Below are 25,345 nucleotides of genomic sequence, written 5' to 3' on the forward strand. Positions count from 1 at the left end.
CATCGTGCCTGTGCTGCTGGCAATGCAGTTTGCGCAGCCGGTTCTTGCTGCCCCGGTTGCAGGGGGCGTTTGCAAAGGCAGCATTTACCTGACGTTTGATACCGGCAGCCAGTCGCAGGCAGAGTTGATTGCCGCGACTTTGCGTCGCCACCAGATCAAGGCCACATTCTTTCTGGCCAATGAAAAAACCGTCAATGGCGATTATTCGCTGGATATGAGCTGGTCTGCTTACTGGAAAAGCCTGGCAAATGAAGGCCATGCCTTTGGCACGCATACTTTCGATCATGTCTATGTAGTTGGTGATTTGCCCGACGGGCGCATTGCCGTCAAACCGCAGTTTGGCGCACAGGCGGGCAAGACACTGAACTGGACAGCCCAGCAATATTGCCAGGAACTGCGCCGCGTTGATCAACGGTTTTTTGAGCTGACAGGTAAAAAGCTTGATCCTTACTGGCGTGCGCCTGGTGGCAAGCTGACGCCGGCCTTATTAAAAGCTGGTGAAGCTTGTGGTTACCAGCACGTGGGGTGGTCACCTGCGGGTTTTTCGGGGGATGAATTGCCTAGCGAAAAATTCAGCAACCTCATGCTATTGCAACGTGCGCTGACTCAGCTCAAGGATGGTGATATCTTTGTTGCCCATATGGGCATCTGGTCACGCAAACAGGCCTGGGCACCAGCAAACCTGGAAGCATTGATTCAGGGGCTTGAGCAGAAATCCTTTTGTTTTGCTACGCTACGTGAGCATCCTGCTTATCAAACATCAACTCAACTGAAAAAATAATGACTATTTCTGATCTGTTCACAAATCTGCAAGCATGGATTTTTGAAACGATAGTGCAGCCTGCCATGTTTTATCTGGGGCTGGGTGAGTTTGTGGAAGACGCATTTGAAGGCGTCGAATGGTTCATGCTCGGTGTCCTGCAATTGACGATCTTATTTATCATCCTGCGCCCGCTGGAAGCCTGGGTACCTGTGCACCCGCTGAAAAACCGTTATGCCAGGTGGAATGATTTTATCTACACAGCCTTGCACAGACTGGGTGCGTTTTCGATATTGATATTCTTTGTGCTTGATCCCTTGCTGGATCAACTGACCGCCATTTTGCATTTGCAGGGGGTCAACCCATTCAATCTGGAAAACATCTGGCCGGGTTTTCTGGAAAATCCGGTGCTGCTGTTTTTGACTTACCTGGTTGTACTTGATTTCTTTGATTACTGGTATCACCGTGCCGAACATCAGTTCAACTGGTGGTGGGCCCTGCACAGCCTGCACCATAGCCAGCGCGACATGAATTTATGGAGCGATAACAGGAATCACCTGCTCGACGATTTCCTGCGCGATATCTATATGGGGCTGATTGCCCTGGCGATAGGTGTCGAGCCTGGGCAATATGTGATGCTGGTGATGGCATCGCAAATGCTGCAAAGCCTCCAGCACGCAAATGCACGCATTCATTTTGGCCGCATAGGTGAATACATACTGGTGTCGCCGCGTTATCATCGCACCCATCACGCCATCGGTATAGGCCATGAAACCCATGGCAAGGGCACGCTGGGCGGCCACAATTTTGCCGTGCTGTTCACCATCTGGGATATCTTGTTTGGCACAGCCCTGTTCAGCAAGGAATTTGCACTGACTGGCATACGTGACCAGTTACCCGCACCGGAAGGGAATGGACGCAACTATGGCGAGGGTTTCTGGTCACAGCAATGGCTGGGCTTGAAACGCCTGTTTGGTCTGGACAAGAGAGGGCAGCAATGAATATGGGTGCAGTCATGCGGGCATGGGGCAGGGCGGTAGCAGGGCAATTGCATTACCGCATGCTGTTGCTGACTTTCTTGCCATTCCTGGCGGCATTCGTACTCTGGGGTGTGGCGATGTGGTGGGGCTTGCAAAGCCTGATCGATTTCATCCAGACCTGGTTCAATGAGCATGATGGCTACCAGGCTGTCAGTGGGGTCTTGAGCTTTGTTGGCCTGATCGCATTCAAAGCCGTTATCGTGCCGTTTCTGGCAATGTGGGTGCTATTGCCCCTGATGGTGTTCACCTCGCTGGTATGTATAGGCTTGTTTGCCATGCCTGCTATCAGCAAGCATGTGGGCGCGCGCCATTATCCGCAGCTGGAACAGAAAAATGGCGGTTCCCTTTTTGGCAGTCTCTGGCATTCATTGTCTTCTTTCGGTATTTTTGCCCTGGTATGGTTGATTACCTTGCCTCTGGCCTTGTTGCCGCCCCTGAGCCTGTTCCTGCAACCCTTTTTATGGGGCTGGCTGACTTATCGCGTGATGGTCTATGATGCGCTGGCACAGCATGCCGATGAAGAAGAGCGCCTTCAGCTTGTCAGCCAACATCGCTTATCATTGCTATTGATAGGGATCATCGCTGGTCTGTTCGGCGCTGCGCCTGGTCTTTTGTGGCTGGGTGGTGTTTTGTCGGTATTGTTTTTACCAGTGCTGGCCAGTGTGGCGATCTGGGTATATGTGCTGGTGTTTGTGTTTACAGGTTTATGGTTCCAGCATTATTGCCTTGAGGCTTTGCAGAGGCAGCGTGAGGCAGCCGCCAACTCATATCAAGCATCAGCAATCCATGGTAATCAGTAAGCAATCCATAACGAGGAGTGAATTGTGGCAATAGGCTTGATCATTGTTGGTGATGAAATTTTGTCCGGCAAACGTGAAGACAAACACATGCCCAAGGTTATCGCCATGCTTAAAGCACGTGGCATGCAACTGGACTGGGTAGAATACATAGGCGATAACCGCGACCGTATTACTGCCACCTTGCAGCGTAGTTTTGCCAGTGGCGATATCGTGTTTTCTACAGGTGGCATTGGTGCCACGCCGGATGATCATACCCGCCAGTGCGCCGCTGCTGCGCTCGGTTTGCCTATTGTCTTGCATCCTGGTGCCAAGCTATTGATACAGGAGCGCATCATCGATATCGCCAAAGAGAAAGGCGAAGTGGCTGACCTGGATACACCTGATCATCAGCACCGCCTGAAAATGGGCGAATTCCCGCAAGGTGCAGATTTGATCCCCAACCCGTTCAACAAGATTGCCGGTTTTTCTATCCGCAACCATTTTTTTGTACCGGGTTTTCCTGTCATGGCCTGGCCCATGCTGGAATGGGTGCTTGATACTTATTTTTCGCATTTATTTCATCAAGCCGAGCAGTTTGAGAAATCAGTCCTGGTGTATGAAACTGCTGAATCTGTCGTCACCCCATTGATGGAAGAGCTGGAAGCGGCTTACCCCCTGATCAAGGTGTTCAGTTTGCCCAGCGTGGGCAGTGCTACCGAGCGCCGCCATATAGAACTGGGTGTCAAGGGCGATGCGCAGCAAGTGGATATAGCCTATGAAAAAATGCTGGAAGGCTTGCAGCAGTTACAGGCTGAATATGTCCCCATTCCTGGTGCCGGCATCGTAGCCTGAGCGCTATGCAGAAATTTAAATTCACCTTGTTCTCCTTACGCGACCTGCTGGTCGCGTTTGGCCCGGTGACCCTGATGATCATTATTGTCTGTGGGCTTGGTTACTGGCTGGTTGACCCGGCTCCATCACGTACTGTGGATATGTCGACCGGGCAAGACAATAGTTCCTATGCCCGTTTTGCAAAACTGTATGCGAAAGAACTGGCAAAGAACCAGATTGAATTGCGGGCGCAAAGCTCGCAGGGCTCAGAAGAAAATCTGGCCCGCATCAGTGATCCTGATTCCGAAATTGAAGTCGGCTTTGTGCGTAGCGGTTCTGCTGAAGAGACTGAGGCACAGGAAAAAGGTCTGATCTCGCTGGGCAGCCTGTTTTATGAGCCGATCTGGGTGTTTTACCGCAGCCCCAAAGAAGTCAGCACCATCAGCCAGTTTAAGGGCAAGACGGTCAATGTAGGGCCAGATGGTACTGGTGTGGCGCGCCTGTTCCGCCAGATATTGAGTGTTAACAGCATGTCAGAAAGCGATGTGAAGCTGGAAAAACTGGCTGACACGCCAGGCACGATGGCTTTGCTGGATGGCAAGGTCGACGTACTCATCTTTAGTTCTGCCAGCGATTCGCCACTGGTACAGATGCTGCTGCAAACGCCAGATATTCGCTTGTTTGATTTTGTTCAGGCAGAAGCCTATACCAGGCGTTTCCCGTTTTTATCGCATGTGGTTTTACCACGTGGCATTGTTGATATAGGGCGTGATATCCCTTCCCGCGATTATCACCTGATCGCTCCAACCGCCACCCTGGTGGCGCACGAAAGCCTGCATCCGGCCCTGATAGGCCTGTTATTGCAGGCAGCACATAAAATACATAGCGGGGCGGACTGGTTCAGTCGCCAGGGCGAGTTCCCCTCGGACAAATATACTGAAATACCGGTCGCACGCGAGGCAGAAAAATTCTATAAAAATGGCCCACCCATGTTGCAACGCTACCTGACATTCTGGATAGCTAATTTCTTTGAACGCATGTGGGTGGTGCTGGTGGCTTTAGGGGCATTGCTGCTGCCCCTGTCCAAGATTATTCCGCCATTGTACGTATGGCGCATCCGTTCAAGGATTTATCGCTGGTATGGACAGCTGCGTCTGGTTGAACAGGCGATAGAGAATATTTCGGCTGACGAACGTGCCAGCGTCGCAGAAAAACAGTTGCGCCATCTCGATGAGATCGAAGAAAAAGTCAATCGCATCACCATCCCGCTTTCTTATGCCGAAGAGTTGTATGGCTTGCGCAGCCATATTAATTTTGTCCGCGCAAGGGTGGAAGCCATGAGCCAGAGCGCAAAGCCTTAAGTCTGATTGCCAGATGACGCAAGCAGGTGCTCATCAACCAGTTTGCGCAGGCCAGCGTCGGCAATCTTAAATATATCCAATACACCGATGGCTTGCAATGCAGGCAAGGCTTCAAACATATCAGTTTGGGCAAATTGCCGTTCTTCCATTGTGCTGGAGGGGGCGAGGTGGATTCGCGCATTGGCGATAAATGCAGCCACTGTCCCTTTTCTGATTTGCATGCCTGCAAAATTGGCGATGTTGATATTGTCCGGGAGGATGTCTTCTGCTTTCATTTTGATTCTTTCGTAGTGAGTAGAGTCATCATGATGCGGTTTTTGCGCTCAGGTGGCTTGCTATATAATGCCAACATGTATCGCACTGAGGCCACACCCCCATCCTTGATCGATCCTGTTCGTGCAGACCAGGCCGGGGGATCGATTCTCTTTGCCGTTACTGCGATGTCGCAAGCCCGTGCTACACCCGCTCATTCTCATCAGCGTGGGCAATTGCTGGCAGCCACCGCTGGCGTAATGACATTGACGACAGAACAACAGCATCTGGTGGTGCCACCGGGTTATGCTATCTGGCTGCCTCCGATGAACCTGCATGCGATGCTTTCACGCGGCCAGTTCAGCGGCTGGAGTATCTATGTCGCACCGGACAGTTGTACCAGCTTGCCAGCAGAACCACAAATCATGCCAGTCTCAGGCTTGTTGCGCGAAGCGGTTTTACGGGCGGCGACCTGGGCGGTTTCAACGACGCTCAATGAGACACAAGAGCGTGTGCTGGCGGTTATTCTTGATGAAGTCCAGACCTTGCCGCGACAGGCATTTGTGCTGGCGCTGCCTTCGGACAAGCGAATATTAAAAATTACTACCCAGATTTTGAATGACCCTGGTGACCAGCGTTCTTTGCAAGAATGGGCTGACTGGGCAGGCATTGCACAACGCACGCTGATACGACGTTTTGCACAAGAGACAGGGCTCAGTTTTTCTGAGTGGCGACAGCGCGCCAGACTGATGCGCGCGATAGAAATGCTGACAACCGGCACCCCGGTAACTACCATCGCCATCGAGCTGGGCTATGACAGCCTGAGCGCCTTTATTGCGATGTTCAAGCGCCAATTGGGTGTGCCGCCGAGTTTGTTTGTTGCGCCGGGGGATGTCAGCCAGGCAGATACTTTGTCAAAGAAATGAAATCAAAAATAAAATCATTGAATTAAATTAGAGGCCAACATGCTCATACATCATGAATTCGAAGTGCGTGCCGATGCCAGGTATCTGTTTGATCTGACGCAGGACTATACACAAAGGGCGAAGTGGGACACCTTCACCAAAGAATCCTTTCTGATGAATGCCAAAGTTGCCGGTGTTGGTGAAACCGCGCGCTGCATAGACGGCATTGGCTTTTCCATGGACATCGTCTACGTGTCTTATCAACCCAATGAAGTTGCTGCGGTAAAGATGGTGAAGGGCCCCTATATTTTTGATAAATTTGCAGGTGGCTGGCAGTTCAAGGAATTGTCTGCCGGTCTGACACGCGTACGTTTTTCATACAACATTACTGCCAGGCCAAGATGGCTTTCATGGTTGCTGACGCCGATACTTTGCTTTCAGTTCAAGCGCGTAACCGATAAGCGCATCGTGGCCCTGACGGCCTATGCTGAACACCATAGTCAAGTGGTGTTAACCGCAGCAACACAATAATATCCCTGGCGTTATGGCGCTTTGAAAATCTATTGCGTGGTGTTTTGGCTATTGCTGATCTCTGCCGCCAACAAATCCAGTGCCTGACGCACGGCATCGTCATCCAGCGATAACATCTGGTCACCGACATACCATTCAAACATGCATTGACCTGGCAAGGCAGTATGAACGGCATTGCCGAACAGCCAGATACCATGATTTTTTGCAATACGGTTACGGATGGCGATCGCGCTGTCTTTATCTGTGGGTAAATGAAGATGCAGCATATTCGATTGTGGTGCCGCCGGGTTTGTCTTGAATTGTGGATAACTGGCCAGCAATCTGTACAGTTCTTGTGTGCGTGTAAAACAGGCTGGCATGCTTGCCAGGCGTTCATCAAATTGCATGGCGGTGGCCACTACATACGGACTGCGGCGAAATACACTGCCACCTTGCCTGTGCATCCATACTTTAGCTTTTGCAATAAACTCGGCGCTGCCCAGTAACATCGCGCCACCCAGGCCGCCTATGCCTTTGTAAAAGGAAACATAAGCAGTATCAAAACCCTTTGCGACATCTGCCAGGTTGCGGCCATAGCCTGTGGCAGCTTCCCACAGGCGGGCGCCATCCATATGCAGATGGATGTCTTGCTGCTGGCAATACGTCTTTATGGCTTCCAGTTCTTCCCAAGGGGGTAATTGCCCGCCAATTTCGCGCATCGGCAGTTCATATTGGGCGGCTGCCAGTTTTTCCGGAACGGCCTGCAAATCTTTTACCGACCATGGGCGATGCGGATTGCCAATTTGCAGGGCTGTGAAATGCCCAAGTAATTGAAAGTTATTTTTTTCATGAAGCAAAATATGGGAAGTCGGGTGCAGGCCAACCAACTGGCTTCCCCTTTCTTCGCATGCCAGTCTTAACGCAGTGACCTGTGCCATGGTGCCTGTCACGCAAAACAAGGCGGATTCCATATCTAGCAGGGCAGCAATTTTTTGCTCAAACGCCTGTACCAGTTCACCTTCGCCATAGGTATCGTGCTGCACCTGATGACGCTCGCACCAACTGGCCATGCGACTAAAGGTTTCTGCGGGGCTCACTGCTTTATGGCCGGGCAGGGTGGTATGACAACTCAGGCGCAAGGTCAATATTTCAGGATCAGTCACAAGATACTCCGGCAAATAAAGGGTCTGTATCAGGGTTTATACAAATTTGTTTCGATCAGGCATCAGTATGCCATGCCGCATACCTTGCTTGTGCGCTAAAATCAGTGTCATCGTTTACTCCATCCTGTGCATCATATGTCTGCAAAATTCGCCAGCACTGCCAGTTATGTCACGCCTTACGAGGCGGGCAATCAAAACCAGACCACAAGCTGGGAAGCCTGCATCTCGTTTTATCAGCAACTGGTGGCAGATTTCCCAGGTATTTTGCAGTTCAGGCAAATTGGCGTCTCTGATAGCGGTCGCCCCATTCACGCAGGTATCGTCACTGCGGATGGCGTATTTGAGCAGGCACAACTCAAGCGCGAGCAACGTCCGGTTTTTTTTAATAATAACGGCATTCACCCTGGCGAGCCTGAAGGTATTGATGCCTGCATGGCGCTGGTACGCGATTTTTGTATCCAGCCAGAACGTCTGCAGGCCCTGGGCAAGACAGTTTTCCTGTTCATTCCCGTCTATAACGCTGATGGCTGCCTGAATCGTCAGAATACGTCGCGCGTCAATCAGGATGGGCCGGAACAATTCGGCTTTCGCGGCAATAGCCTGCATCTTGACCTGAACCGTGATTTCATCAAATGCGACAGCGAAAATGCCCAGGTATTCAACCGCTTTTTCAGCGAATGGAGCCCGGACGTCATGGTCGATACCCATACTTCCAATGGTGCCGACTACCATTACACCATGACCCTGATACAAACCCAGGCAGACAAACTGGGTTATGGCCTGGGTCCATTCTTGCGCAATGACATGCTGCCTGCCATCTATCAGGACATGCAGGAACGCGGTTGGCCAACCTGCCCGTATGTGAATCCCGTTAAAGACAGCCCCGATCATGGCATAGAAGATTTTCTGGAAACCCCGCGTTTCTCTACCGGCTATGCAGCGCTGCACCACACCATCGGCTTCATGCCTGAAACGCATATGCTCAAGCCTTTTGCAGATCGTTATGCATCCATGCGTGCTTTGGTCGAAAGTGTCCTGGCATTTACCGTCAAACATGCAGCACAGATACAAAGCCTGCGTGCTGAAGCAAGACAGGCTGCAACCAGCAATCAGCAAGTGGCCGTGCACTGGTCGGTTGATCATAGTGAGCCTTCCAGTTTCCTGTTCAAGGGCTATCAGGCCGTGTACAAGCCCAGTATATTGGGAAATTACACGCGCCTGTCTTATGATCGCAGCCAGCCATGGGAAAAGCCGATTGCCTATTTTGACCGGTTTGTACCCGATACCCTCGTGCAGCAACCCAAGGCTTATCTGTTACCGCAAGCCTGGCGGACGGTGATTGAACGCCTGCAATGGAATGGCGTGCAAATGCACAGGCTGGAACAGGATACCCAGTTGCAAGCCGAGGTTTACCGGATCAAATCAGTAGAATCACGCCCGCATGCATACGAAGGGCATATGTTTCACGATGATGTGCAACTGCAAGGCTACAACGAAACCCTGGAAGTCAGGGCAGGCGATTACCTGATTCCGCTGGATCAGCCCCAGGCGCGCTATATCGTGGAAACCCTGGAGCCACAGGCACACGACAGTTTCTTCCGCTGGGGATTTTTTAACAGCGTACTGGAAAAGAAAGAAGCTTATTCAGATTATGTATTTGAAGACACCGCCAGTGAGATATTGGCAGCAGAGCCTGAAGTAAAAAAGGCCTTTGAAGCATGGAAGCATACACACCCGGATTTACTTGGCAATCAGCAAGCGGTACTGGATTTTATATTCAGCGCCTGCCAGCGCTTTAAAGAACCGGAATGGCGTCGTTATCCCGTGTTGCGACTTATCTCTTAATCTTTTAAATTTGTTACAACTTATTACAGAATCATAATAGAATCTTTTCTTGTATTACGTAGGTTTTTCAATCCTCTGAAGTTAACTGAAAGGTGAATAATTATGTCTAAATTGCTTGATTACTTGAATGCCCTTGATACTGATGCCACGGCACTTGCCGCACACAAGAGCGGTGCAAAAGCTGCAATGGGCGGGTTTGGCCTTTCTGACGATGAACAAGCTGCTGTTTTGTCGGGAGACAAAGAAGCTGTAGCTGGTTTGTTGGGAATTTCTGCTGAAGAGGTTCCTGCGTTGGATACAACAGAATCAGTCTACTAATAAACTAGTCTGGTATAAGTGATGACGTCAGCTTTCAAGCAAAAGATTTTCTCAACCCTTTTGCTTGTTTGTGGACTATGCTTATTTGATGCAGCCTATGCAAGTGACTCTCAAATAGATGACTTGCTATCTCAAATGGCACAGACAATCCGAAGTGCTCCAGAAGGTCAGCCTGAGACCTTGTCAAAGTTAAGTCAGTTAGAACCCACATTTACCGAAGCACAGCGGAATCGTTATTATTTATTCTTGGCTTCCTCTTATGGCTTTAAGGGCAGACATAAGGAAAGGGTAGAGTTAGTTGAGTCTCGCTTGAATCTGGTGAGAGATCCTGATTATCGGGTTCGTTATCTTTATCAGTTGTCTTCTGGTTACACCGCACTTGGTGAATATGAAAAGGCACTTGCAGCGATAAATGAGAGTGTCATACTTTTACCAAAACTCACAAACCAGAATGCGAAAGTAGACACTTTGCAAGCTGCCATAACTTTGCTCAATTCCTTACGTGCGTATGACGAAGCATTAGTTTATTCAGAGCGAATGCTGGCGTTAGAAGGCGAAGTAGAAAAAAGCGGTTCAAAATGCATAGGCACTGGTAACCTAGTTGAAATCAATTTTTTAAAAGGTGAGCGCCAGCGAGCGAGATCACTTTTGCCTGAAGCAATTAATATTTGTGAGGCACATGGTAGAAAATTTTTCTCATTATTGCTTCAAGTTTTGGCTTGTATTGATCTCATTGATTCAGGAAATTACCACCAAGGCAAGGGAGCAGGCTTAGCTCTTTTAGTTGAATTTTCAAAATTGAATCAAAGCTCGGATTATTTGACGATGTTGGAAGAAGCGATTGCGCGAGCGTTTCTCCAAACGGGTAATTTGGAACAAGCAGAGCGCTATGGTCTTCAGGCTTATCATCATGCAAAGTCGGGCAATGCAGTTCAGTTAATGGAAAAAACCGCCGAGTCGATGGCTGGTATAAAACGCGCGCAAGGCCAATTTCCCATCGCGCTGGAATATTTTGATGCGGCACTTGCGTTAAAGAATCGAGTTTTGGACGATCAACTTCATAGAAATCTCGCTTATCAGCGGGTGAAATTTGACACCCAAGACAAAGCAAATCAACTCAGTCTGCTAGAACAGAAAAACAAGATCTTGGCAGTTGAGCGTGAGCTGGAAAAAAAGAATAATCAGAATTTATGGCTTGCCATTGCCTTGGTCGCCATCATCCTTGTTCTATTAACGCTCTGGTTGATCAAGACCCTGCAACAGAAAAATCAGTTCCGTCAATATTCCCAGACAGATGGTTTAACCCAGGCTGCCAATCGCATGCATTTCATGACGTGTGCCAATGAGGCGTTCAAAATGCGTACCGGCAGCATGAGTATCATCCTTTTTGATATGGATTTGTTTAAGAATATTAATGATTCTTTTGGGCATGCAACGGGCGATTGGGTGCTCAAGAATGTTTGTGAGACAGTAAAAACTCATTTGCGTAAAGTTGATTTATTTGGTCGCCTGGGCGGCGAAGAGTTTGGCATTTGCATGCCAGACTCTAATCAGGCCACGGCATTGCAACTCGCAGAACGCTGCCGCATGGCAATTGCCATGATAGATACCGAACCCAGTGGCTATCGCTTCCCACTATCTGCAAGTTTTGGTGTTGCCACCGTCGATAGCAGTGGCCTGACAACCTTTGATGCCACCTTGGAAGCTGCTGACAAGGCTTTATACAGTTCCAAGGCAGAGGGTAGAAATTGTGTTAATGTTTTCCGCTAAGGCGAGCAGTTCTCCTACAAAATAGTTAATAAAAAAATATTTACCAGTGTTGTAAAAATGGCATAAAATTAAGTTCGGTATTATTCCGAGCGTTTTGCCAATTTAGGAGAAAAGTATGTCCAAGCTATTAGATTATCTGAATGCACTAGACACAAATGCTGTTCTTATCCAAGCGCACAAAAGTGATCCATACAAAGCTGCAAAAGAATTTGGTTTGACTATTGAAGAACAAGCCGTCTTGTTAAAACAAAGTCGGCAACAAATTGCTGCTTTTCTCGATATCCCGTTCGCAGATTTTGACTCACTTGATACGACTGAAATCGGCTTTAGGTCTTGGGAAATAGATCATGAAAATGCTGACACAAGAGAAGAAGCTTTTGCCGCATAAATCTTTTGCATAGTGTTTGAATTGCTTATTAATGATAGGCGTGTGTGCCAAGTAATAAATGTTTGCTTGGCCCCTTTCTTTATTTTGCGATGTAACCCAGCTTAATAATTGTTATTAAGTTACATTTATTGGTTGAATTAGTTGCGAAAGAAATATTTGTTTCGATGTAAAAAATGACATAAAATTATCTTCGGTTATACCCGAAAGTTGTGCTAGCCAAGGAGAAAAGTATGTCCAAGCTATTAGATTATCTGAATGCACTAGACACGAATGCTGCTCTTATTCACGCGCATAAAAGTGATCCCGTCAGAGCTGCGAAAGAATACGGGCTTTTAGTCGAAGAGCAGTTGGCAGTCGCTGGTTGCGATAAGCAGAAAATTTCTGCTTTCCTGGATTTGCCGTTTAGAGACTTTGATGCAATTGATTCTGTTGAGACTCTATTCAGTCAATCAGAAAAAGATGCCGTAACTGCTTAAAATTTCGTTGGAAAATAAGTAATTAATCATGTGTGAAAATTGAACTAAACAAGCGATCTTGCTTAGTAAAATTAAAGCTGTGTTTGGAATAATTCTAATTTTTTTTCGGTTTTTTGTTGTAACTCCTTCCTTACCTTAATTCCTGTTACTCATGACAAATTTAAACAAAGGTTCGCTTGTATGTGTTGGCACTGGCATGCGTATGGGAGGGCAATTGACCCCTATAGCAAGAAGTTATATTGAGTCTTTTGATGTTGTTGTCGCTGCAATTCCGCATATCTTTACGCGCAAATGGGTCATGGATGTGTCCAAGGAATACATTTGTCTCAATAGTTATTATGAGGATATGAAAATTGACGGCAAAAACCGGCGCGATACCTACAGGCGCATGGCCGATACGATATTGTCTGAAATGCGTTCGGGGAAACGGGTTTGTGCTGCTTTTTATGGACATCCCGGTATTTTCGCTTGTATTTCACATATGGCGATTGCCGATGCCAGGGCGGAAGGTTATGACGCTCATATGGAGCCGGGCATCTCTGCGCTGGATTGCCTGGTAGCGGATCTGGGCATAGACCCCGGTAGTTACGGCATGCAGTCTATGGAATCGACCCAATTCATGATTTATCAAAGAATGATAGATCCAACCACCTTACTGGTCTTATGGCAGCCTGGTATTGCTGGTGAACTGGCACTGAAGGTTTTGGAGACCAATGAAGAATATTTGCAGGTGCTGGTCAACAAGCTCGCTTTAACCTATCCGCTTGATCACGAAGTCATTCTCTATGAAGCTGCCACTGATCCGCTGGAAAAAACACGCATAGATAAAATTCGTCTTGGCGACTTGCCTCAGGCAAAATTAAGACAAATTACCACACTGGTAATACCACCTGCAAAGACCCTGGAACGAGATCAGGCAATTATTGATCAGATCAATGCTATTACTGCATCACTGACGAAATTGCGTGCGGCTGCCTGAAGATCATGCATATTAAATGCTTGTATGCTAATTGGATAAAACTTCAACTAGCAGGATATTTTCATATGGTAATTTCAGGGTTGAGGCTGTCATAGCAGTTTTTGTTCTGTGTTATCTAAAATAGACAACATAGATGGTGTTAAATTGTTAATGTTAAATTGCGTCCTTGATTTAGAAGCTGTGGAAAAAATACTTATTCCTGTTTGAGAAATGACATAAAATCATCTTTGGGATGATCCCGATAGTTTTGTCAACCAAGGAGAAAAGTATGTCCAAGCTCTTAGATTATCTGAATGCACTAGACACAAATGCTGTTCTTATCCAAGCGCATAAAAGCGATCCGCTCAAAGCCGCAACAGAATTTGGTTTATCTGAAAAAGAACAAACTGCTTTATTTGGTGAGGGTAGGCAAGGGGTCGCTGCATTCTTAGATATTCCCTTTAGAGATTTTGATGCAATCGATACAATTGAAACTCCTTTTAGTCTTGATTCTGAAACCGCATGCTTGAAGCATAAAGACGAAGAAGCGCTTGCCGTTTAATTTCATAAATTGATTTAAGTTGTTGAATTTTAGACTTAATTTAATAGTTATTTAAGCTGAGCAACGACTTGTTGCTCAGCTTAAAATGGTGCCTTAATAACATTTTCAGGGGGAATATTATTGTTTTTCCTGATTCGTTCGCAATCATCTCAATTTTAAATGTCCATGACAAATCAAAAACAGGGTTCGCTGGTCTGTATTGGCACTGGTATGCGCATGGGGGGGCAGTTGACGCCAATCGCGCTGAGCTATATTGAAACTTTTGATATTGTTATTGCTGCTATACCAAATATCTTTACCCGCAAGTGGTTACAAGATGTCGCGAAAGAATATGTTTGTTTGAATGGTCATTACGAAGATACCAAAATTGATGGCAAGTCTCGCCGTGATACTTATCGTCGTATGGCCGATACCATATTGGAAGAAGTCAGAGCTGGGAAAAAAGTCTGTGCGGCTTTTTACGGGCATCCTGGAATTTTTGCCTGCATTTCGCATATGGCAATAGCTGATGCCCGTGCAGAAGGTTATGAAGCGCATATGGAGCCTGGCATTTCTGCGCTGGATTGTCTGGTTGCCGATTTAGGAATTGATCCTGGTAGTCATGGCATGCAATCCATGGAGTCAACCCAGTTCATGATTTACCAAAGGCAAATAGATCCGAGTGCGCTGTTGATTTTGTGGCAAATTGGCATAGCTGGCGATTTGAGTTTGAAGCGTTTTGATACTGAACCAGCGCATTTGCAGATTATCGTAGACAAGTTAACGAGGACATATCCACCGGAACATGAAGTTATTTTGTATGAAGCCGCCACCGATCCCTTGGAAAAGACCCGCAAGGAAAAGCTCCATTTATGCGATTTGCCACAGGCTGCATTCAGACAAATTACGACACTGGTAATACCACCTGCACAATCGTTGGAAAAAGACCAGGCCATTATCGATCAGTTGAATGCGCTGGCTGCGCAAAGGGTCTTGGCGGAGCAGGTAGCTTGAAATGCTTGTAAGCAGTCCAGTTTTAAAAGCTTGCATTCTTGCTCATTTGCCTAAATTGCAAGTAGTTTGAAAGCCGTTTCCAGGTTACAAATAACTGCTTTCAATTTGATTTACACTTATTTAGAATTGCTTGCAGAAGACAAAATGGTTTGTCGGACCTGTTGGGGGATATCTATGAAAAAAATGCTTAAAAATACACTCGTTGGGCTGGCTTTGGCTGGTGGCTTGTCGGTAGCCTTTGCTGAAGGTGCTGATACTTCTGTTGACGGCATTTTCAATGCCCTGACATCCAGCTCCAATCTGCAAGCTACGGTTGATAGCCTGGTGGCCAGTGGTGCTAATCCACAATCCATCGTTTCTGTCGCTGCTGCTGCTGGCATCCCTCTGGATACAGTCAAGGATTTGCAGGTGTGCGTGAATTCTGCTGCGCCTGATTCTACTGTCCTGAGCGCTTCCTGCATGCGTCAGCGTAGCCTGGTAACAGCTTATGCTGCCGGCGCGAATGATCCGATGAAATACCTGCCAGCAACGGCTGCGGGCAAGCGTCAAAGCAAAGAAAACAAATAATCTGATTTTTGCGCCAGATGTCAGTCTGGTGTTTAGATTGCTTATTGATTGTTGATAAAAACGGCAAACGCCATGTTTGCCGTTTTTTTTTATGGTTTTTTCCTCAATGGTGCCAGCAATTCACCGAGGTTATTGTGATCAATTTCGTACATCAATTCCAGCAAGCGACCAATTTCGCCTTTGGGAAAACCTTCCCGGGCAAACCAGCCAAGATAGTTGCCGGGCAAATCGGCGATCACGGTATCTTTATATTTGCCGTAAGGCATCTTGAAACTTAACAGGCGTTGCAGATCATCGGCTTGCATGCTTGGACTCAATCTTCTTCCGATTCTTTGATTTCTTTGGTCTCAGTGGCTGGTGTCGCTACTGGCTTGGCAGGCGTTGGTGCGCTGGCAATTGCTTTCTTCTCTTCTTCTGTTTCTTCAACATAGGGGACGCTATCCAGATAGCGCTCCAATAATTCGAAGAACTGTTCATAAAACTGCCCGGTGGGGATGGTTTCACTGGCTACCTTGACCAGGGCATCATCGGTAGAGCCAAACGGCAGGGAAACGGAACCTATGGCGCTGACGCCTATGCTGGCCGAAGTATTGCTTTTCTTTAAAGAATAGCGGTCACGCACGGCGTTAACAAAAACCGTGGTGCTATTGCTGCCTTTGCTATCGGCCACGCATACGACATTGAATTCTATTTCTGCATGGACATCGGCTTCTGGCTGGTATTTTCTGCGGCCCTTGATGACCACAGGTTTCCAGTCACTGATGACATAACCCTGGCTCAGCAAAGCGCGGCGCGCGGCTTCGCAAGAAGTTTTTTCTGTGCCTGGGAAGTTGCGAGTGAAGACGCCCGTGGCACCAAATTCTTCATGTTGCAAGCCTGCATGTTTGGTGGTGGTGCATGCGGTCAGACTGGTCAGAGCCACTACTAGCGGCAGTAATAAAAATCGGTGAATCATGTTAATTTCGGTTACCTTGCATAATTGATTACGCATAAGGATTAATGGCATCTCGCCATCCTGCGCCTATGCGAGCGCTTCTTTTGCTGCCTCTTCTGGCGATAATCCATCAAAAAATAAGTCGGTGAACCATTCAATCTGTTCTTCTATGTGATCCTGCGCCTGATCACGGCTGGCACCCCCGGCGATGAGAAAGCCTTCGACTTCTGTACACCAGGCTATAAGAGCTTCAGTTTCGGGATCTAGTTCATTTTTTTTAGCCATGATATTTCTTTCCTGTGGCAGTAAGTCACTGCGTAGCCCGCATTTTAACTTGCTGGCCTGTTTGAGGTGTTACCAGTTGCTAACTGTATGTATCAGATTATTAAGTCATAACGCAGCTGGAGATGATTTGGGTGACATGGAGGCGAAATTTTAAGACCCGGAAGATTTATGAAGGCCGTTCCGGCCGTTCCCTCCTCTGTGTCGAGGGGCTTTAGCTTAAAAACTACCCGCAAACTGATAGCGATTGCCTGGGTGCCACATGGTGACACTGGTCGCGATCATGTCTTGTGAGCGGGTTTTCCTGTGCAGCACCAGGCAGGCTTCTTTGGCTGATATGTGCAGCATGTCAGCAATCTGTTTTGGTGGCAGCACGGCTTCTATGCGGTAATCAACACCTTGCAAGGGGGCGACGGCGACCAGGTATTCATTAGGTGTCATGACGCTGAAGTCTTGTTGCAGATACTCGGGCGTGACGCTGGAATTGACCCAGCGGTCTTCAACCTGTATCGCTATATCGTTTTCAAAATGCACGATGACGGAATGAAACAGCGGGTGTCCTGCCTTGACCTGAAATTCAGTTGCCAATGCTTCTGTTGCTGCTTCCGCCTTCAGTACGTGCAACTCACTGCGATGCACATGGCCACGTGAGCGGATTTCTTCAGCAATGCTTTTGATGGCTACCAGTGTGGCCTGGTATTTTTGCTGAGCTACATAGGTGCCAGAGCCTTGTATGCGTGTCAGTATCTGTTCGCTGGTCAATTCGCGTACTGCACGGTTGACGGTCATGCGCGAGACGCCAAACTGTTCAGCCAGCGCCGTTTCGGCAGGAATGGCATCACCTTCTTTCCATTTGCCCGACTGGATTTCGCTGAGCAGGGTGTCTTTAATAACTTGAAAGGCGGGCATGTCTGGCTTGCTGGGTTTCACAGGATAAGGTGCGGTAGGCAAAATAAGTGTGTCTGCATTTTCTCATAGCTGAGTGCGATATTTTTAACTTTTGCGAGGCAGGGCAGAAAACTTGCCAGCAATGTCGAGTTCCCGAAAACGGCCAAGGATGAAGTCGACGAACAGCCTGGTCTTGGCGGGCATCAGACGGCCACTCGCATAGTAAAGCGCCAACGGGCCGATATCAGCATGCCATTTCGGTAGCAGCCGCAACAGTTTGCCACTTTCCAGATAGGGCAGGGCATGCAGCTTGGGCACCATAGCCACGCCCAAGCCCAGCAGGGCAGCATGGCACATGGCTTCAGGATCATCCATGATAATGCGCGCATTTAATTCCACAGGTGCTTCTGCACCAGCAGCATTGCGCAATGTCCATGAGCGCAATCTGCCGCTTTGCGGTGAGCGCCGCAAGATACCATCATAGGCAGCCAGTTCGGCTGGCTTGTCAGGCATTTTGTGTGGCGCCGCGTTGGCCATGTAAGCAGGCGATGCGACAGGAATGATATGGGCGCGGCCAATTTCACGCGCAATCACGCCAGGCACCAGTTCTATGCCGCCGCCTATGGCAACATCAAAGCCCTCGGCAATGATATCGACACTACGATTATCAAAATGCAAGTCGGGAATGACATCAGGGTAGGCCTGTACGAAATCATGCACGACAGGCAGCACATAATCGCGCCCGAACGACAGCGCCAGGCTGATCTTCAGTGTGCCCGCGGGTTTGCCAGCCACGTTTTCCACATTCGCCAGTGCGGCCTGTATGCTGCCCAGCCCACTGCTGACCTGGGCCAGAAACAATTCTCCCGCCTCGGTCAATACCAGGCTGCGTGTGCTGCGCTGGAACAGGCGTATGCCCAGCCTTGCCTCGAGTTTGGCGACATTCTTGCTGACAGCGGCTGGCGTCAGTCCCAGGTTGCGCGCCGCCTGAGAGAAACTCCCAGCTTCGGCACTGCGCACAAAGGATTCTATGCTGCTGAGAGTTTCCATGAGACGTCCTTGTATTTGGTCATTACTTTCAACTATCGGTTGAAAGTAATGTAATCAATTATGGACTATTTGTAATGATATTTGAAGCGCAAAATAGCTTCATCCAATCACGGATTAAAGACAAAACAATGTCCAGTCAACGATGAAACTATTAAGGGGAATAACATGACACAAGCATTCAATACCAAAGCAGCCAGCCAATCCACAGCAAATCTTGCTGGCAAAACAGCCCTGGTCACGGGCGGTTCACGTGGCATAGGCGCAGCCATCGCCCGCAAGCTGGCGGCTGATGGTGCAGCAGTTGCCATCACTTATTCAAGCAGTGCGCAACAGGCAGAAGAACTGGTGGCACATATACGTGCAGACGGTGGCAAGGCACTGGCTATTCGCGCTGATGCGCAAGATGCAGACGCTGTCAGGCTGGCAGTTGCGACTACGGTAGCAGAATTTGGCGGCCTTGATATTCTGGTCAACAATGCTGGTGCACTGGTCGCCGGTGGCATAGCCGATATCAGCATGGCCGATTACCAACGCCTGATCGCTGTCAATGTCACAGGTGTCTTTGTTGCTTCACAAGAAGCGCAACGTCACATGAAAGAGGGTGGCCGCATCATTAACATAGGTAGTGTCAACAGCGATTCTGTGCCTGTGCCCGGGCTGTCGCTGTATGCCCTGACCAAAGGGGCTGTAGCCGCATTCACGCGTGGCCTTGCACGTGACCTGGGCGCACGCGGCATCACCGTCAATAATGTACAACCCGGCCCGGTAGATACTGAAATGAATCCCGCCAACGGTGCTTTTGCCGACACCATGCGCAGCTACATGGCGACTGGTAAATACGGCACAGGCGCGCAGATCGCCAGCCTGGTTGCTTATCTGGCGAGCGAAGACGCCGCATTCATTACCGGTGCCAACCTGAAGGCGGATGGCGGCTTTGATGCCTGATATGGTAAGTAAAGATGTATGAAACAAAGAGTCGGGTTGCCTGCAAACTTGTGCAGCGCAGCCCGTTTTTTTTGTGTGACAATGATGTCCGAATCTGGCGGGATATACACTATCGCATTGCGTAAGATGGTGATGTTTTTTACTTGACTCATATCCGGAGTTTTTCATGACAAGCACAAGTTTCAGTACATTCAAAGAATTACATGAGGGTAATGCACCCTTGCTCTTGCCCAATGCCTGGGATGCTGCCAGCGCTATTTTGTTTGAGCGTGACGGCGCCACGGCGATTGCCACTTCCAGTGCATCGCTGGCCTGGGCGCTGGGCTATGCTGACGGTGGCACCGTACCACGTGAAGAATTGCTGGCAGCTGTGCGACGCATTTTGCGCGTCATCAAAGTGCCTTTGTCTGTGGATATTGAAGAGGGCTATAGCGACGATGCTGACGCTGTTGCTGCGTTGGTAGCGGACCTGCAGCAATGCGGCGTGGCCGGCATCAATCTGGAAGATGGTAGTGGTACACCTGAATTGCTGGTTGCAAAAATCAAGGCTATCCGTAGCAAGCTTGGCGATGCTGGGTTCTTCATCAACGCCAGGACAGATGTTTATCTGCGTGGATTGGCGAGTGGCGATGCTGCCCTGCAAATGGCAATCAGCCGTACGCAAGCCTATCAGGCTGCCGGAGCCAGCGCTGCGTTTTTGCCCGGGCTTTGCGACGCCGCGATAATTTCTGCAATTGCACAGGCACTCGACATCCCTGTCAACATCATGGCTGTGCCTGGCATGCCGGACATCATGTTGTTATTTACTGCCGGTTGTCGCCGTTTTTCCCTGGGACCTGTGCCTTTCCAGCTCGCTTATCACCACGGCAGGGAAGGCGTACGCCAGTTTTTGCATCAGGGACAGACAGCTTCATTATTCAATCACGAACTAAGTTATCCCTATATGAATGCAGCCTTGAATGCTGATGGCTGAGATTAGCAGGTGACAACGGGCTGAAAATCCGATCATCCACGCAGGATGATCGGATGAAAATATTCTATGTTGCTTCACCCACACGCATTATTTGGGCTGCGGTCGTCATGCTGATTTTGTTTGATGAACTCAGGGCGTAAACTGCAATACCCATGCTTCCCAATCTTTTACCGGTTCACCACCTAGCTGTCTGTAAAACCGCTTTGCGTTGCTATTGCCTGGCAGTACATCCCATTTCAATCTGCCACAACCATATTGCCTGGCATCGGCTATCACGGTTTGCATCAATGTCCGGCCCACGCCAAGCTGGCGTGCCGGTCCGGTGACATATAACTCTTTGAGTCGCCAGTCCGGGCGCAAGTCATAGGTGAAAGCAACTTCGTTCAGAACTGCGTAAGCCAACAAGTTTCCGGTTGGTGTCGCTGCCACATAAGCCCTGAATTGCGGGCTAACTGCATCCAGACCACGTGCCAGCAAATCCTCGACGTTGACGCGAAATTCAGCCAGATAGCCTTCAAAAGCGGCCAGTTCACGCATCATTTGCAACAAACCTGCCGCGTCAGCGGCGACGGCAGGGCGTATGCAGAATGTCGATGCTTCTGTGATGGCACTCATGCCAGTTCAGCGATTTCTGTCGTCAGCTTAAAACCTTCATCCAGCCAGCCGGTGATGCCGCCCACCATGATCTTCACGGGCCGACCCAGTTGCGCAAGTTTGATCGCTGCCCGCGCAGCACCATTGCAGTGTGGTCCGGCGCAATAAGTCACAAACAGTGTATCGGCAGGATAGCTGGCCAGTTTCGAGGCGATTATTTTGCCCCTGAGCAGGTTGATGGCACCTGGTACATGACCCTTGGCATAAGACTCAGGGCTTCGTACGTCAAGCAGTACAAAATCTGCTTTGCCCTCTGACAAGGCGTTATTGGTATCCCAGCAGTCTGTTTCGAAGCGCAGGGTTTCGGAGAAATGGGCAAGTGCTTCTGCGCTGCTGGCAGCGGCGACTTCAGTGACGATGGACATGGGGTGTTGCCTTTCATGTTGTGGTGGAAGATGTGGCTATTGTCGGCCTGTCGGCTGTTTGTTGGTAGTGGCGTTAACGGCAGGTTTCGGTAATATCGCGCCAAACTGATCAAGGCAAAAAATATTCTTTATTTACAAAAAATGCGCTTGCAAAAGTTGTATATACAACTTAAACTTTCTCTTACTGATTTTGATTTGCCAGGTTTTATTGCAAGACCGGATTGGTATTCAGGCGGCGCACCACCTATGATTGCTTTGCCGCCATGCTGCATTTACTTAATGGAGAGAGACGATGAACAACGACCCACGCTGGGATGCCAGCCGCGAAATTCATGCACCACATGGCGCAGAGAAAACCTGCAAGACCTGGGTAGCCGAAGCGGCCTACCGCATGATCCAGAATAATCTTGACCCCGCGGTGGCAGAAAACCCCAAGCATCTAGTCGTCTATGGCGGCATAGGCCGTGCAGCCCGCAACTGGGAATGCTATGACCAGATCCTGGCATCACTCAAAGAACTCAATGAAGATGAAACCCTGCTGATACAGTCCGGCAAGCCGGTAGGCGTATTCAAGACGCACGAAGACGCACCTCGTGTGTTGATCGCCAATTCCAATCTGGTGCCGAAATGGGCCAACTGGGAACATTTCAATGAACTCGACCGCAAGGGCCTGTTCATGTATGGCCAGATGACTGCAGGCAGCTGGATTTATATCGGGACCCAGGGCATCGTCCAGGGTACATATGAAACCTTTGCCGAAGCAGGCCGCCAGCATTTCAATGGTGACTGGGGTGGCCGCTGGATATTGACCGCCGGTCTCGGTGGTATGGGGGGGGCGCAACCCCTGGCTGCCAGCTTTGCCGGTGCGGTATCGCTCAACATCGAATGCCAGCAATCCAGCATAGACTTCCGCCTGCGCACCCGTTATGTCGACAAGCAAGCCAAAGACCTGGATGATGCCTTGGCGCTCATCAAGTATCATTGCGACCGCAAAGAAGCGGTATCCATCGCCTTGCTCGGCAATGCCGCAGAAGTATTGCCCGAGCTGGTCAAGCGTGCCAAAGCGGGCGGCATGAAACCTGATCTGGTGACAGATCAAACCTCTGCCCATGACCTCATCAACGGTTATCTGCCGATAGGCTGGACAGTCGCTGAGTGGAAGGCCGCGCAACAAGATACTGCGCAACATGCAAAGCTGACTGCCGATGCATCACAAGCCTGCGCTGTGCATGTGCAAGCCATGCTGGATTTTCATGCCATGGGCATACCGACAGTTGATTACGGTAATAATATCCGCCAGGTGGCATTTGATACTGGTGTCAAGAATGCCTTTGATTTCCCCGGTTTTGTACCAGCTTATATCCGCCCGCTGTTCTGTGATGGCAAAGGCCCGTTCCGCTGGGTAGCCTTGTCCGGTGATCCGGAAGATATCCGCAAGACCGATGCCAAGATCAAGGAACTGTTCCCTGAAAATAAAGGCGTACACAAATGGCTGGAAATGGCCGGTGAGCGCATTGCCTTCCAGGGTTTGCCAGCGCGTATTTGCTGGCTGGGCCTTGGTGAGCGTCATATCGCTGGTCTGGCCTTCAATGAAATGGTCAAGAATGGCGAATTGAAAGCACCGATCGTTATTGGCCGTGACCATCTGGACACAGGTTCAGTCGCCAGCCCCAACCGCGAAACCGAAGGCATGCGCGATGGTACAGATGCAGTGTCCGACTGGCCTTTGCTGAATGCCTTGTTGAATACCGCAGGCGGGGCAAGCTGGGTATCGCTGCATCATGGCGGCGGCGTGGGCATGGGTTATTCCCAGCATTCTGGCATGGTCATCGTTGCTGATGGCACTGAAGCTGCTGCGAAACGCCTGGCACGTGTACTGGTCAATGACTGTGGTTCTGGCGTTATGCGTCATGCGGATGCGGGCTATGAGCAGGCTATTGCCTGTGCAGAGCGTGAGGGTTTGAAATTGCCTATGATTAAGGGTACTGCCAAGTAAGCTGATTTTATTTATCGCGAGAATAGTAATTTGCTTTTATATTCCCTGCCCTTCAAGGGGAGGGCAAGGGGTGGGGATGGGTTTCGGTTGATCGATTACGAATCCAAATTGCTGAAGAAACCCATCCCCATTCCAACCTTCCCCTTTAAGGGGAAGGAGTAGATTACCCTCCGAATTTGACCATGCAAATTATTAAAAGTATTCAGGAAAACACATGAGTAATCATTTTGAAATTCAACCCGGCCAATTCAGCCTGACTGACCTGCGCGCCATATGGACCAAGTCGCAACCTTTGAAGCTGGCCGAGTCTGCCTATGCCGCCATCAATGCTTCATCCGCGACGATAGATAAAATCGTCGCAAAAGGCGACGCTGCCTACGGTATCAACACCGGTTTCGGCAAACTGGCCAAGACCCGCATCCCGGATGAACAGCTGGAACTATTGCAGCGCAATCTTATCCTCTCGCATTCTGTTGGTTCTGGCGAATTGATTTCTGATGAAGTGGTGCGTTTGATACTGGCGATGAAAATCGCTAGCCTGGCGCGTGGGTATTCAGGCATACGTGCTTCCGTCATTGACAGCATGATTGCCATGTATAACGCGGGCATCATGCCAACCATACCGGTCAAGGGATCAGTGGGTGCATCTGGTGACCTTGCCCCCTTGTCGCATATGACCCTGGCTTTGCTGGGGGAGGGTGATGCGCGTGTAAATGGCAAGCTCGTGCCTGCCAAAGAAGCGCTGGCCGCAGCTGGTATTACACCTGTCGTGCTGGCAGCCAAGGAAGGTCTGGCCCTGATCAACGGTACGCAAGTTTCTACCGCTCTGGCGCTGAATGGCCTGTTCCTGGCAGAGCGCCTGCTGGAAGCTGCCACCATTACAGGCGCCTTGTCAGTGGACGCTGCCAAAGGCAGTGATGCGCCGTTTGATCCACGCATCCATGCCAGCCGTGGTCAGCCGGGCCAGATCGCGACCGCACAGATTTATCGCAGCCTGCTGGCGGGTAGTGAAATTCGTTTATCCCATCTGGTCAATGACGAACGTGTACAAGACCCTTATTGCCTGCGCTGCCAGCCACAAGTCATGGGAGCTTGCCTTGACATCATCAATAACGCCGCCCGTACCTTGCTGATCGAGGCCAATGCTGTGACCGATAACCCACTGGTGTTTGTCGAAACTGGCGAAGTCATATCAGGTGGCAACTTCCATGCAGAACCTGTCGCATTTGCCGCAGATACGCTGGCGCTGGCGATCGCAGAAATCGGTTCAATTTCCGAGCGCCGTATCGCGTTGCTGATTGATGCATCCATTTCCGGCTTGCCGCCTTTCCTGGTGCCTTCGTCCGGCCTCAATTCCGGTTTCATGATTGCTCATGTGACGGCTGCTGCCCTGGCTTCTGAAAACAAATCGCATGCGCATCCGTCCAGCGTCGATACCATACCGACATCTGCCAACCAGGAAGATCATGTCAGCATGGCGACCTTTGGTGCGCGCCGCCTGCATGAGATGGCCCATAATACAGCAACCATCGTAGGTATAGAATTGCTGGCAGCTGCACAGGGGGTGGACTTTCACGCGCCTTTGCAGACTTCTGCCAGGCTCACACAAGTGCACCAGCTCTTGCGTGACAAGGTCGCCTTCTATGATAAAGACCGTTTCTTTGCACCAGACATTGAAGCCGCAAAAAACCTGGTTGTCGAAGGGCAATTGAGCGCACAATGTCAGGATCTGTACCAGAATCTGTATTTGTTCTGACCGTCTGTCCCTGGCTGTATTAAG

29 protein-coding genes are annotated in these 25,345 nt (G+C 49.5%); 20 read left to right on the top strand and 9 right to left on the bottom strand.

What is annotated here, in order from left to right; genetic code table 11:
* Positions 1 to 22 precede the first annotated feature (22 nt).
* From ACO0LH_RS17340 to ACO0LH_RS17360, 5 genes are read left to right on the top strand one after another with little or no spacing between them, the layout of a single operon-like run.
* Entirely contained in the window at positions 23 to 781 is a 759-nt protein-coding gene (locus ACO0LH_RS17340; RefSeq protein ID WP_422942572.1) for a polysaccharide deacetylase family protein, read from the top strand.
* A complete protein-coding gene (locus ACO0LH_RS17345; protein WP_422942378.1) occupies positions 781 to 1,761 on the top strand; it encodes a sterol desaturase family protein in 981 nt (326 codons plus the stop codon). The genes ACO0LH_RS17340 and ACO0LH_RS17345 overlap by 1 nt, the downstream gene beginning before the upstream one ends.
* On the top strand, positions 1,758 to 2,600 hold the full coding sequence (locus ACO0LH_RS17350; RefSeq protein WP_422942379.1) for an EI24 domain-containing protein: 843 nt from the start codon (positions 1,758 to 1,760) through the stop codon (positions 2,598 to 2,600). The genes ACO0LH_RS17345 and ACO0LH_RS17350 overlap by 4 nt, the downstream gene beginning before the upstream one ends.
* A gap of 24 nt (positions 2,601 to 2,624) precedes the next feature.
* Positions 2,625 to 3,431 carry a competence/damage-inducible protein A gene (locus ACO0LH_RS17355; protein WP_422942380.1) on the top strand — a complete coding sequence of 269 codons (807 nt, stop codon included), beginning with the start codon at positions 2,625 to 2,627 and terminating at the stop codon, positions 3,429 to 3,431.
* Between the two features lie 5 nt (positions 3,432 to 3,436).
* Positions 3,437 to 4,771, top strand: a complete 1,335-nt coding sequence (locus ACO0LH_RS17360; RefSeq protein WP_422942381.1) for a TAXI family TRAP transporter solute-binding subunit — start codon at positions 3,437 to 3,439, stop codon at positions 4,769 to 4,771.
* Here ACO0LH_RS17360 and ACO0LH_RS17365 read toward each other — a convergent pair.
* The gene (locus tag ACO0LH_RS17365; protein ID WP_422942382.1) at positions 4,768 to 5,046 is read right to left on the bottom strand and encodes a hypothetical protein; all 279 of its coding nucleotides are present in this window, start codon (positions 5,044 to 5,046) and stop codon (positions 4,768 to 4,770) included. The genes ACO0LH_RS17360 and ACO0LH_RS17365 overlap by 4 nt on opposite strands.
* Before the next feature lie 75 nt (positions 5,047 to 5,121).
* Between ACO0LH_RS17365 and ACO0LH_RS17370 the strand changes: the two genes are divergently transcribed.
* Together ACO0LH_RS17370 and ACO0LH_RS17375 are read left to right on the top strand one after the other, a co-directional pair.
* A complete protein-coding gene (locus tag ACO0LH_RS17370) occupies positions 5,122 to 5,949 on the top strand; it encodes an AraC family transcriptional regulator (protein WP_422942383.1) in 828 nt (275 codons plus the stop codon).
* Positions 5,950 to 5,988: 39 nt separating this feature from the next.
* On the top strand, positions 5,989 to 6,459 hold the full coding sequence (locus ACO0LH_RS17375) for an SRPBCC family protein (protein WP_422942384.1): 471 nt from the start codon (positions 5,989 to 5,991) through the stop codon (positions 6,457 to 6,459).
* A 29-nt stretch (positions 6,460 to 6,488) separates the two neighbouring features.
* Here the strand turns inward: ACO0LH_RS17375 and ACO0LH_RS17380 are convergent, their stop codons facing one another.
* Complete coding sequence (locus ACO0LH_RS17380; protein ID WP_422942385.1) at positions 6,489 to 7,601, bottom strand: threonine aldolase family protein; 1,113 nt, start codon at positions 7,599 to 7,601, stop codon at positions 6,489 to 6,491.
* A 135-nt stretch (positions 7,602 to 7,736) separates the two neighbouring features.
* Between ACO0LH_RS17380 and ACO0LH_RS17385 the strand changes: the two genes are divergently transcribed.
* The 9 genes from ACO0LH_RS17385 to ACO0LH_RS17425 all read left to right on the top strand — a co-directional run bounded on the left by ACO0LH_RS17385 (position 7,737) and on the right by ACO0LH_RS17425 (position 15,478).
* Positions 7,737 to 9,446, top strand: a complete 1,710-nt coding sequence (locus ACO0LH_RS17385; protein WP_422942386.1) for a M14 family zinc carboxypeptidase — start codon at positions 7,737 to 7,739, stop codon at positions 9,444 to 9,446.
* A gap of 102 nt (positions 9,447 to 9,548) precedes the next feature.
* Positions 9,549 to 9,764: a hypothetical protein gene (locus ACO0LH_RS17390; RefSeq protein WP_422942387.1), complete on the top strand. Its 216-nt coding sequence runs from the start codon at positions 9,549 to 9,551 to the stop codon at positions 9,762 to 9,764.
* A gap of 21 nt (positions 9,765 to 9,785) precedes the next feature.
* Positions 9,786 to 11,534 carry a tetratricopeptide repeat-containing diguanylate cyclase gene (locus ACO0LH_RS17395; RefSeq protein WP_422942388.1) on the top strand — a complete coding sequence of 583 codons (1,749 nt, stop codon included), beginning with the start codon at positions 9,786 to 9,788 and terminating at the stop codon, positions 11,532 to 11,534.
* Positions 11,535 to 11,649: 115 nt separating this feature from the next.
* Positions 11,650 to 11,922, top strand: a complete 273-nt coding sequence (locus ACO0LH_RS17400; protein ID WP_422942389.1) for a hypothetical protein — start codon at positions 11,650 to 11,652, stop codon at positions 11,920 to 11,922.
* 230 nt (positions 11,923 to 12,152) lie between these two features.
* A complete protein-coding gene (locus tag ACO0LH_RS17405) occupies positions 12,153 to 12,398 on the top strand; it encodes a hypothetical protein (protein ID WP_422942390.1) in 246 nt (81 codons plus the stop codon).
* Positions 12,399 to 12,549: 151 nt separating this feature from the next.
* Positions 12,550 to 13,377, top strand: a complete 828-nt coding sequence (locus ACO0LH_RS17410) for an SAM-dependent methyltransferase (RefSeq protein WP_422942391.1) — start codon at positions 12,550 to 12,552, stop codon at positions 13,375 to 13,377.
* Positions 13,378 to 13,645: 268 nt separating this feature from the next.
* Complete coding sequence (locus tag ACO0LH_RS17415; protein ID WP_422942392.1) at positions 13,646 to 13,918, top strand: hypothetical protein; 273 nt, start codon at positions 13,646 to 13,648, stop codon at positions 13,916 to 13,918.
* 165 nt (positions 13,919 to 14,083) lie between these two features.
* On the top strand, positions 14,084 to 14,911 hold the full coding sequence (locus ACO0LH_RS17420) for an SAM-dependent methyltransferase (protein ID WP_422942393.1): 828 nt from the start codon (positions 14,084 to 14,086) through the stop codon (positions 14,909 to 14,911).
* Between the two features lie 174 nt (positions 14,912 to 15,085).
* The gene (locus ACO0LH_RS17425; RefSeq protein ID WP_422942394.1) at positions 15,086 to 15,478 is read left to right on the top strand and encodes a hypothetical protein; all 393 of its coding nucleotides are present in this window, start codon (positions 15,086 to 15,088) and stop codon (positions 15,476 to 15,478) included.
* An 89-nt stretch (positions 15,479 to 15,567) separates the two neighbouring features.
* Here the strand turns inward: ACO0LH_RS17425 and ACO0LH_RS17430 are convergent, their stop codons facing one another.
* The 5 genes from ACO0LH_RS17430 to ACO0LH_RS17450 form a co-directional block, all read right to left on the bottom strand.
* Positions 15,568 to 15,783: a DUF3820 family protein gene (locus ACO0LH_RS17430; protein ID WP_422942395.1), complete on the bottom strand. Its 216-nt coding sequence runs from the start codon at positions 15,781 to 15,783 to the stop codon at positions 15,568 to 15,570.
* An 8-nt stretch (positions 15,784 to 15,791) separates the two neighbouring features.
* Positions 15,792 to 16,433: a DUF2242 domain-containing protein gene (locus ACO0LH_RS17435; RefSeq protein ID WP_422942396.1), complete on the bottom strand. Its 642-nt coding sequence runs from the start codon at positions 16,431 to 16,433 to the stop codon at positions 15,792 to 15,794.
* A gap of 66 nt (positions 16,434 to 16,499) precedes the next feature.
* Positions 16,500 to 16,697 carry a hypothetical protein gene (locus tag ACO0LH_RS17440; protein ID WP_422942397.1) on the bottom strand — a complete coding sequence of 66 codons (198 nt, stop codon included), beginning with the start codon at positions 16,695 to 16,697 and terminating at the stop codon, positions 16,500 to 16,502.
* A 216-nt stretch (positions 16,698 to 16,913) separates the two neighbouring features.
* Complete coding sequence (hutC, locus tag ACO0LH_RS17445) at positions 16,914 to 17,603, bottom strand: histidine utilization repressor (RefSeq protein WP_422942398.1); 690 nt, start codon at positions 17,601 to 17,603, stop codon at positions 16,914 to 16,916.
* Positions 17,604 to 17,687: 84 nt separating this feature from the next.
* Positions 17,688 to 18,632 (bottom strand): LysR family transcriptional regulator, encoded by a 945-nt coding sequence (locus tag ACO0LH_RS17450; protein WP_422942399.1) that lies wholly within the window; start codon positions 18,630 to 18,632, stop codon positions 17,688 to 17,690.
* Between the two features lie 165 nt (positions 18,633 to 18,797).
* Here ACO0LH_RS17450 and ACO0LH_RS17455 point away from each other — a divergent pair, with 165 nt between their 5' ends.
* A complete protein-coding gene (locus ACO0LH_RS17455) occupies positions 18,798 to 19,577 on the top strand; it encodes a 3-oxoacyl-ACP reductase family protein (protein WP_422942400.1) in 780 nt (259 codons plus the stop codon).
* Positions 19,578 to 19,743: 166 nt separating this feature from the next.
* Complete coding sequence (locus tag ACO0LH_RS17460; protein WP_422942401.1) at positions 19,744 to 20,550, top strand: isocitrate lyase/PEP mutase family protein; 807 nt, start codon at positions 19,744 to 19,746, stop codon at positions 20,548 to 20,550.
* Positions 20,551 to 20,679: 129 nt separating this feature from the next.
* Here ACO0LH_RS17460 and ACO0LH_RS17465 read toward each other — a convergent pair whose 3' ends face one another.
* Both ACO0LH_RS17465 and ACO0LH_RS17470 read right to left on the bottom strand, forming a co-directional pair.
* The gene (locus ACO0LH_RS17465; protein WP_422942402.1) at positions 20,680 to 21,165 is read right to left on the bottom strand and encodes a GNAT family N-acetyltransferase; all 486 of its coding nucleotides are present in this window, start codon (positions 21,163 to 21,165) and stop codon (positions 20,680 to 20,682) included.
* Positions 21,162 to 21,569, bottom strand: coding sequence for a rhodanese-like domain-containing protein (locus tag ACO0LH_RS17470; protein ID WP_422942403.1), 408 nt, complete (start codon positions 21,567 to 21,569; stop codon positions 21,162 to 21,164). The genes ACO0LH_RS17465 and ACO0LH_RS17470 overlap by 4 nt, the downstream gene beginning before the upstream one ends.
* A gap of 292 nt (positions 21,570 to 21,861) precedes the next feature.
* Here ACO0LH_RS17470 and hutU point away from each other — a divergent pair, with 292 nt between their 5' ends.
* A complete protein-coding gene (gene hutU, locus ACO0LH_RS17475; protein ID WP_422942404.1) occupies positions 21,862 to 23,565 on the top strand; it encodes a urocanate hydratase in 1,704 nt (567 codons plus the stop codon).
* A gap of 214 nt (positions 23,566 to 23,779) precedes the next feature.
* Positions 23,780 to 25,321, top strand: a complete 1,542-nt coding sequence (gene hutH, locus ACO0LH_RS17480) for a histidine ammonia-lyase (protein WP_422942405.1) — start codon at positions 23,780 to 23,782, stop codon at positions 25,319 to 25,321.
* Positions 25,322 to 25,345 lie beyond the last annotated feature (24 nt).

The organism is Undibacterium sp. TJN19, from assembly GCF_049339485.1.
Taxonomy (GTDB): Bacteria; Pseudomonadota; Gammaproteobacteria; order Burkholderiales; family Burkholderiaceae_D; genus Undibacterium.

Bases quoted from the DNA above. Each gene is read 5' to 3' on its own strand.
- ACO0LH_RS17340 (WP_422942572.1), top strand. From the start codon at position 23: ATGCAGTTTGCGCAGCCGGTTCTTGCTGCCCCGGTTGCAGGGGGCGTT.
- ACO0LH_RS17410 (WP_422942391.1), top strand. From the start codon at position 12,550: ATGACAAATTTAAACAAAGGTTCGCTTGTATGTGTTGGCACTGGCATG.
- ACO0LH_RS17465 (WP_422942402.1), bottom strand. From the start codon at position 21,165: ATGAGTGCCATCACAGAAGCATCGACATTCTGCATACGCCCTGCCGTC.
- ACO0LH_RS17425 (WP_422942394.1), top strand. From the start codon at position 15,086: ATGAAAAAAATGCTTAAAAATACACTCGTTGGGCTGGCTTTGGCTGGT.
- ACO0LH_RS17430 (WP_422942395.1), bottom strand. From the start codon at position 15,783: ATGCAAGCCGATGATCTGCAACGCCTGTTAAGTTTCAAGATGCCTTAC.
- ACO0LH_RS17470 (WP_422942403.1), bottom strand. From the start codon at position 21,569: ATGTCCATCGTCACTGAAGTCGCCGCTGCCAGCAGCGCAGAAGCACTT.
- ACO0LH_RS17435 (WP_422942396.1), bottom strand. From the start codon at position 16,433: ATGATTCACCGATTTTTATTACTGCCGCTAGTAGTGGCTCTGACCAGT.
- ACO0LH_RS17350 (WP_422942379.1), top strand. From the start codon at position 1,758: ATGAATATGGGTGCAGTCATGCGGGCATGGGGCAGGGCGGTAGCAGGG.
- ACO0LH_RS17360 (WP_422942381.1), top strand. From the start codon at position 3,437: ATGCAGAAATTTAAATTCACCTTGTTCTCCTTACGCGACCTGCTGGTC.
- hutC (WP_422942398.1), bottom strand. From the start codon at position 17,603: ATGCCCGCCTTTCAAGTTATTAAAGACACCCTGCTCAGCGAAATCCAG.
- ACO0LH_RS17365 (WP_422942382.1), bottom strand. From the start codon at position 5,046: ATGAAAGCAGAAGACATCCTCCCGGACAATATCAACATCGCCAATTTT.
- ACO0LH_RS17405 (WP_422942390.1), top strand. From the start codon at position 12,153: ATGTCCAAGCTATTAGATTATCTGAATGCACTAGACACGAATGCTGCT.
- hutU (WP_422942404.1), top strand. From the start codon at position 21,862: ATGAACAACGACCCACGCTGGGATGCCAGCCGCGAAATTCATGCACCA.
- ACO0LH_RS17390 (WP_422942387.1), top strand. From the start codon at position 9,549: ATGTCTAAATTGCTTGATTACTTGAATGCCCTTGATACTGATGCCACG.
- ACO0LH_RS17385 (WP_422942386.1), top strand. From the start codon at position 7,737: ATGTCTGCAAAATTCGCCAGCACTGCCAGTTATGTCACGCCTTACGAG.
- ACO0LH_RS17415 (WP_422942392.1), top strand. From the start codon at position 13,646: ATGTCCAAGCTCTTAGATTATCTGAATGCACTAGACACAAATGCTGTT.
- ACO0LH_RS17440 (WP_422942397.1), bottom strand. From the start codon at position 16,697: ATGGCTAAAAAAAATGAACTAGATCCCGAAACTGAAGCTCTTATAGCC.
- ACO0LH_RS17450 (WP_422942399.1), bottom strand. From the start codon at position 18,632: ATGGAAACTCTCAGCAGCATAGAATCCTTTGTGCGCAGTGCCGAAGCT.
- ACO0LH_RS17375 (WP_422942384.1), top strand. From the start codon at position 5,989: ATGCTCATACATCATGAATTCGAAGTGCGTGCCGATGCCAGGTATCTG.
- ACO0LH_RS17370 (WP_422942383.1), top strand. From the start codon at position 5,122: ATGTATCGCACTGAGGCCACACCCCCATCCTTGATCGATCCTGTTCGT.
- ACO0LH_RS17395 (WP_422942388.1), top strand. From the start codon at position 9,786: ATGACGTCAGCTTTCAAGCAAAAGATTTTCTCAACCCTTTTGCTTGTT.
- ACO0LH_RS17455 (WP_422942400.1), top strand. From the start codon at position 18,798: ATGACACAAGCATTCAATACCAAAGCAGCCAGCCAATCCACAGCAAAT.
- ACO0LH_RS17345 (WP_422942378.1), top strand. From the start codon at position 781: ATGACTATTTCTGATCTGTTCACAAATCTGCAAGCATGGATTTTTGAA.
- ACO0LH_RS17460 (WP_422942401.1), top strand. From the start codon at position 19,744: ATGACAAGCACAAGTTTCAGTACATTCAAAGAATTACATGAGGGTAAT.
- hutH (WP_422942405.1), top strand. From the start codon at position 23,780: ATGAGTAATCATTTTGAAATTCAACCCGGCCAATTCAGCCTGACTGAC.
- ACO0LH_RS17400 (WP_422942389.1), top strand. From the start codon at position 11,650: ATGTCCAAGCTATTAGATTATCTGAATGCACTAGACACAAATGCTGTT.
- ACO0LH_RS17420 (WP_422942393.1), top strand. From the start codon at position 14,084: ATGACAAATCAAAAACAGGGTTCGCTGGTCTGTATTGGCACTGGTATG.